Origin of the sequence: Streptococcus sp. DD10, assembly GCF_001578805.1 — a bacterium.
GTDB lineage: Bacteria > Bacillota > Bacilli > Lactobacillales > Streptococcaceae > Streptococcus.
In genome coordinates this window covers 27712-34880 of record NZ_KQ969157.1, presented here as the reverse complement: position 1 = coordinate 34880, position 7169 = coordinate 27712, and the positions used below count along the sequence as shown (strand labels likewise).

Genomic DNA, 7169 nt, shown 5'->3' with positions numbered 1-7169 from the left:
AAGGTTATGTTGACCTTGGATGGTTTTCTTATTCCTTCTTTTCAATGGGGGCTACACTTGCTAATAGCTTCTTAAGCCCGACATCTGGAAAGTTAATTTTCAATTCTTGAGTTGGTCCAGTTCCATTAACTTCTAGAACCGTTCCTTGACCCCATTTTTTGTGGTAGGCAATATCACCAATAGCCCATGAAGCTTCTTTCGTATCTTCTTTATCTGTTTTATTAAAGTGACTAAACGGTAAGGCTTTTGATTGAATAGCCGTTGGTGCAGACTGTTTTTTTCGTGCCTGTAAAGCTTGAGCGAGACTCATTCCTTGACCAAATGATTTTTCACCACTAACATAACTAGTTTTAAATGACGTGTTAGCAGGTCTTGCTAAACCTTGATAATCTAATAAATTAGAGCTAATTTCGTTGATAAATCGTGTTGGTCTGTTATAGTTTGTTCGCCCAAACAGAAGTCTGGAGTTAGCATTCGTCAAATATAAAACTTTCTCAGCGCGGGTGATACCAACATAAGCCAAACGCCGCTCTTCTTCTAACTCATCTGGATTTTCGGCAGCTCGACTAAGAGGAAAGACATTTTCCTCCATCCCAATTAGAAATACAACTGGAAACTCTAATCCTTTTGCAGCATGAAGTGTCATCAAGGTCACTTCGGAAGTTTCCGAATCTCCATCATCAGTATCCGCAATCAAGGCTAAATCATTTAGAAAGCGACTAAGTTTATCTAAACCAGGTTCATTAGCTTGATTTTCAGGATTATTATCAAAATTTTTCGTTACAGACAAAAATTCTTCGATATTTTCTATACGAGCTTGACTTTCAAGGTTGGCTTGATTCGTCAAGACACTGATATAACCTGAACGGTCCAAAACAGCTTCTACTAGTTCTGTAATGCTTAAGCTATCCAACTGTTCTCTTAAGTTTAAAATCATATTGGCAAAATCCCAGATAGACTGAGCAGCTTTACCTTTTACCCCTGACAGCATAATATTAGCTGAAGCATCCAATAGACTTCCATTCTGACTTAGAGCAAACTCTCGAATTTTCTCAACTGTTCCCGGACCAATCCCTCGTTTTGGTTCATTAATAATCCGTTCAAAACTAATATTATCACTAAGATTGGCAATCAAATTCAAATACGCTATCACATCTCGAATTTCTTTACGGCTATAAAACTTTGTTCCTCCTACCATAGTATAGGGAATATTTGATTTCAACAAAGCTTCCTCAATCGTCCGAGATTGAGCATTTGTTCGATACAGAACCGAGAAATCCCTATGTTGCATGTTTTGTGTACGACTCAGTTCCTCTATCGTTCTAGCAACAAAAACAGCTTCATCCTGCTCATCGTTAGCGCGATAATAAACAATCTGATTTCCATCGACATTTTGAGTCCACAAATCCTTGGGACGGCGATTCTTATTGTTTTTGATAACATCATTTGCTGCTTTCAGGATTGTTTTTGTCGAGCGATAATTCTCCTCTAAAAGTACGACCTTGGCATCTGGATAATCCTTTTCAAAGTCTAGAATATTTTGCATGTCTGCTCCTCGCCAGCCATAAATAGACTGATCCGCATCCCCAACAACACATATATTTTTGAATCGAGAAGCCAATAACTTAACCAACTGATACTGGGCATGATTGGTATCTTGGTATTCATCCACATGAATATACTGAAACTTTTGTTGGTAATGAGTCAGAACATCTGGATGTTGATCAAAAAGACGTAAAGTCAGCATAATCAAATCATCAAAATCCACCGCCTCAGACTGACGAAGTTCTTTTTGATAAGCTGTATAACACTGGGAAACGACTTGACTATACATATCACCTGCCTGTGCTGCAAAAGCAACCGCATCGATTAAATCATTTTTTGCATTTGAAATGGTTCCTAAAATAGTCCGTTCATTCCATTTTTTGGGATCTAGATTAAGACCTTTCAGGATTCGTTTCATTAACGTTCGTTGTTCTCCAGGATCCACAATGGTAAAATTACGGTTATAACCAATATGATCGGCATCATTGCGTAAAATTCTAACACACATCGAGTGAAATGTCGCTATCAAACAATCTTTGGTTGCTGGATTTAACTTATAAGCTCGCTCTTTCATCTCTCTCGCAGCCTTGTTTGTAAAGGTAATGGCTAAAATATTCCATGGATTAACCATTTTTTCATCAATCAAGTAAGCAATCCGATGGGTTAAGACACGCGTTTTTCCAGAGCCAGCTCCTGCCATAATGAGCAAGGGCCCCTCTGTTGACTCCACAGCCTCTGCTTGTCGACTATTCATTCCGTTTAATAATGTGTTCATGTTTTCCTCATTCTCGGTTTAAGCCACTCCAATATATGACCTCACCACTCACAGTTAATGCTAGAATTATACCAAAAAAGTCGCATTTTTGCAAAAACTTGCCATTATAAAGAAAATAGTATAAACTATAAAAAAACATCTGTATGGGGACAGTTATGGCTAAAACTAAATACCAAATAATTGTTGAACACTTAAAAAATGCTATCGAGTGTAATGAGTTAAAAACAGGAAGTAAACTTCCATCCGTTCGAGATTTGAGCCGTACCTTTCACTGTAGTAAAGATACCGCCCAAAAGGCCCTCACCGAACTTCGCTATCAGCAATATATCTATGCTAAACCCAAGAGTGGCTACTATGTTCTTGAACAAAACCAAAATCATGAAGATATAGAGTTACAGTTGAGTCAGGACCGCTACCAAGCTTACGAAGACTTTCGTCTTTGTGTTAATGAAACTCTTATCGGAAGAGATAACTATCTATTTAATTACTATTCACAACAAGAAGGTTTAGAAGAACTAAGGGAGTCTGTTCGACAACTTCTTGCCGAACAAACTATCTATGCAAATCTAGAAAATATTGTCCTTACTTCAGGAACTCAGCAAGCCCTCTATATCTTATCTCAGATTGACTTTCCAAATCAAAAAAATCAAATCTTAGTGGAACAACCAACTTATCATAGAATGAACCAGCTCTTGACCAATCAAAACCTAGCTTACCGAACAATTGAACGCAACTGCGAAGGGATTGATTTGGAAAAATTAGAAGAGATTTTTAGAACAGGACACATCAAATTTTTCTATACTATCCCACGCTTTCACTATCCGTTGGGACATTCTTATCATCGTAAGGAGAAAGAAGCCATCTTGAAACTTGCTAATCGCTACCATGTCTTTATCGTGGAGGATGATTACTTGAGCGACTTAGACGATAAACAAGAGCTGACTTTTCACTATCTAGATACCAGTCAACACGTTATTTATATAAAATCTTTTTCAACCAGTCTCTTTCCAGCCTTACGAATCACCTCTCTTATCTTACCACCTAGTATTCGTGAATCCTTTCTTCAGTACAAAAGTATCATGGACTATGATAGCAATCTCATTATGCAAAAATCCCTTAGCCTCTATATTAACAATGGCATGTATGGCAAAAATCGATTGGATAGACTAAAAAAAATGAGAGAACAGCAAAAAGAAATACAAAACGACTATGCTGGTTTAGGATTAGAACTAAAAGTACACTACCTTCCTAACGCCCTATTACTTGAATTAGATGATTCAATACAGCTACCAGCCCTCAAACATAGCAATATTCCTCTTGATTTTTTTGAACAAGCCTATCTAAGTTCATGCCCCTATCAATTTGCAAAATTGGATTATGAAATAGCCAAAAAATACCTCCCTCAGATACAACTCTATATAAAGAAGGATTGAGTCACATCCCAATCCTTTTTCTTTACTTGTCTAGACTAGTGAGATAATGTCATCAATAAAATCCGAAGAACCTAAGTGAATATTATTAAGCGAAATTAGAAAGCTATCATTTCAGTTTAAGTGTCATATGTTACCTTCAACAAATATAAGCATCTACTGGTTCTACTGATACTATTTTTTATCCTTTTCCGAATAGAACCCCCCCAATAAGGTAAGGATCCCCAATCCCATGATGGATAATAAATTTGTTGCTTGGCCAGTTTTTGGTAACACAGCTTCTGGCTTAGTTACAGGTACTGTAGAAGCTACAGGTATAGAAGCTAATAGCGGTGCTGGAATTTCTTGTTGACTGCTAGAATTGCTATTCAGATTAAGTTTTGTAACTGTTAGCTTGGGACTAGGATTTCTTGTTGGAACAGGAGTCACTTGGATAGGGCTTTCTATAGTTGGTAATGGTGCTGGGGCAGCATAGGAGAGTCCGTGACCGATCCGATAGGCAAATTCTGTTTCCGAGAGTTTGCCATCCACTATTTTGGGAATATCCACTGGTAATGTTCCTAAATGCTCTTTTCCATTAAAAATGACTTCCACTCCTGCCGGGATATTTGGACCGAATGCATTGTCTGGTTTAAGTGATTCTGTTGGATCCATTCCTTTATTACCATAGACTGCAAGAATGGCTTTCGCTGTAGGGTAGTTGGCCACATCGTAGGGTTTTGAAATAGATAGAATTGCTGCTTTTTTATGATGATTATTGGCATAATTGACTATCTCAGTCGGTACCTTTGTACGCCAAAATTCTTTATCAAGTTGACCATCATAACTAATTTCAGAGATGATTACGATATGGGTTGCCCTATCAAGATCTGTCTTCAGACTATCTAATGTCGTGTCCTTGGTAAAATTCTTGGCTACAAATGACGTATCTTTTGGAAGTTTGCCATCTGCAATCAAGCGGCGTATCCCAAGATCCAGGCCTGGTACTTCACTTTCAAACGCCCCCAAAAGGAGGATATGATCTCCTTTTTCAACTTTAAACGGAAGGGTATTGTCCTCATTCTTAACCACTGTCACTGCAGCGGCAGCAATCTTTCGCTCTAAATCACGATTAAGATTAGAGCCTACCTCTTCTTCGGCCTTTTCAGGTGTACGAGCTTTTGGGTTGAAATTCAAAATACCTCGTTTTTCTTTGAGGGTCAATATCCGACGAACAGAATCATTCAAACGATTCTCAGAAATTTCCCCCGTTTGAACGGCGTGCATGACTTCATTCACAATCGTATCGATTTTTGTCAAATCATTTTTACTACGAAGAGTCGTCGGCATTAAGACCAAATCAACCCCATCCTGAATAGCCATTTTAACGGCTTCAATTTCACCAAAGTTTTTGGCGATAGCATCCATACCCATGGCATCTGATACAATGACTCCCTTATAACCATATTTTTTCCGTACTAATCCAGTTAAAATATCATCTGATAGCGTTGCTGGAACATAAATTTTTTCACCAGTTTCTTTTGAAACAACCTGATCCTTTTCAATTTGAGGGTATTGGATATGGGCTGTCATCAAGAGATCAACACCCTCATCCATGGCTTTTTTGAACGGAAGGAGTTCTAATTTTTCCAGTTCTGCTAAGGATTTATCGACCAGTGGCAAACCTGTGTGGGAGTCCACTGCAGTATCACCGTGCCCAGGGAAATGCTTGGCTGCCACAGCAACATTGTACTCTTGAATTCCTTTCATCATCGGAATTCCAAGATAAGCAACCCGATTTGGATCAGATGAGAAAGAACGAAGCCCAATAACAGGGTTCTGTGGATTATTATTAGTATCTAAAACAGGAGCAAAATCAACGTTTAAGCCAAGTGCTGAAAGTTCTCGACCAATAATTTGACCAGCTTCTTTAGCTAGTTTGGGATCATTGGTGGCTCCAATTGCCATGTTACCCGGTAGTGCTGTCCCTGTACCCAAGCGGTAGACGATTCCTCCTTCCTGATCGATGGCAAGCAATAATGGGATTTTCCCATTATTGGCCTTATTTTCAATGGCAGCCTTTTGCATGTCCTGTGTCAGGGCCAAGGTCTGTTTGGTCTCTTTGACATTTTCAGCAAACAGGATCACTCCACCAAAATCATAGTTGTCAATAGCCTCTGCTACTTCTGTGTTAACCGTTGTCAGGTCTTGTGGTGAGTCTTGTTCAGATGCTTGCCATTTCCGAAAATCGGGCATAAGCATCTGTGTCACCTTTTCCTTTAATGGCATTTCTTCCAACAGTTTTTCAACTTCAGGTGTTGTCGCCTCCGTTGGAGTTACTAATGGGGGAGCGGCCGTGACTGCTTCACGCTCAGTAGCCGTCGGTATTTCGGTCTCACCTACCTGATATTCTGAGGTGGATACTGAAGTTTGGGAAATAGCAACCTTTTCTACTGTTTCTATCGAATCAATTGATTGGTCCGATACTTGATCTGTATCAGCCTTAGCTGTTTGAACTGAAAACAGAGCAAAAGCAGTTAATAGAGCTGCAGATGGGTAAATTATTTTTTTCATAAAATGATCTCCTTTCTTCCAACACCATTATACCACTATTTTATAGCTTTGCGAGCGATTTCAAGTTCGGCTATCCTGTAAAAGAACTGATTGCTGTATCCAATTTTTAGAAGAGTTAAAATTTAAACAAATATAAAAAATTGTCATTAGTAAATAGATTCCTAACTTGTCAATATCCAACTAATGTTTATACAACTCAGTATAATATCATCTGATAAACTGTCATCTAAAGGTAAACTAATCCAATATTGTTTATTCATATGATAAGCAGGAAAAATTTCTTTTTTCGCCAGCATATTGCCAACTTTATCATGCTTTACGGTTAGAACTTCCACTTTCCCTGCACGCTTAGAGTCTAATTTGGACCAATCTAGAACGGCCAAAACACCAAACCACTTTTTGCTATTCTCATGTCGAAGTACTGCCGACGTTGGTGAGTGAGACCAAAGATACTCTAAACTAACATTGTAAGTCTTCTTTATATGAAGGATTATTCTTTCCGTCTGTGGGGATAGGTTATTCTTTACCTCGAAACATTGACTGCGTATGTGAATCAAAGCATCATGACAAGCTATTCTCACTTGCCCCACAAATTCTCCACTGACAGACTCATTTTTCACTAAAACATAGTCTAATCCTGAGTCTCTATCTCGAACCACAAAATGGAAGTCTCGCCCTTGAAAAAATACCTCAAGTATAAAGCTCTCTTGCAAAATGAACTGCCGAAAAGTAAAACTATTTCCCTCTTGTTGGAAACCAAAGTTTAAAGCACGCTTCTCATCAATAACATAGTTTTCAAATAAATCCTCAAACATAGTTTCTCCTTTTCTCTAGTATAACAAAAAATTCAATAAGAAATAGCTTAT

Annotated in this window: 4 protein-coding genes; 1 reads left to right on the top strand and 3 read right to left on the bottom strand. The window is 38.4% G+C overall.

The features are described from left to right. Nucleotides 1-28 precede the first annotated feature (28 nt). Nucleotides 29-2320 carry a DNA helicase PcrA gene (pcrA, locus tag STRDD10_RS00130; protein ID WP_067191993.1) on the bottom strand — a complete coding sequence of 764 codons (2292 nt, stop codon included), beginning with the start codon at nucleotides 2318-2320 and terminating at the stop codon, nucleotides 29-31. A gap of 155 nt (nucleotides 2321-2475) precedes the next feature. Between pcrA and STRDD10_RS00125 the strand changes: the two genes are divergently transcribed. Next, a complete protein-coding gene (locus STRDD10_RS00125; protein ID WP_067191990.1) occupies nucleotides 2476-3753 on the top strand; it encodes an aminotransferase-like domain-containing protein in 1278 nt (425 codons plus the stop codon). A gap of 171 nt (nucleotides 3754-3924) precedes the next feature. On the opposite strand, the gene STRDD10_RS00120 is transcribed toward STRDD10_RS00125, so the two are convergent. Together STRDD10_RS00120 and STRDD10_RS00115 are read right to left on the bottom strand one after the other, a co-directional pair. Then, a complete protein-coding gene (locus STRDD10_RS00120; RefSeq protein WP_067191988.1) occupies nucleotides 3925-6303 on the bottom strand; it encodes a glycoside hydrolase family 3 protein in 2379 nt (792 codons plus the stop codon). Between the two features lie 161 nt (nucleotides 6304-6464). Next, nucleotides 6465-7118 carry an MmcQ/YjbR family DNA-binding protein gene (locus STRDD10_RS00115; protein ID WP_067191985.1) on the bottom strand — a complete coding sequence of 218 codons (654 nt, stop codon included), beginning with the start codon at nucleotides 7116-7118 and terminating at the stop codon, nucleotides 6465-6467. Between the last annotated feature and the right edge of the window lie 51 nt (nucleotides 7119-7169).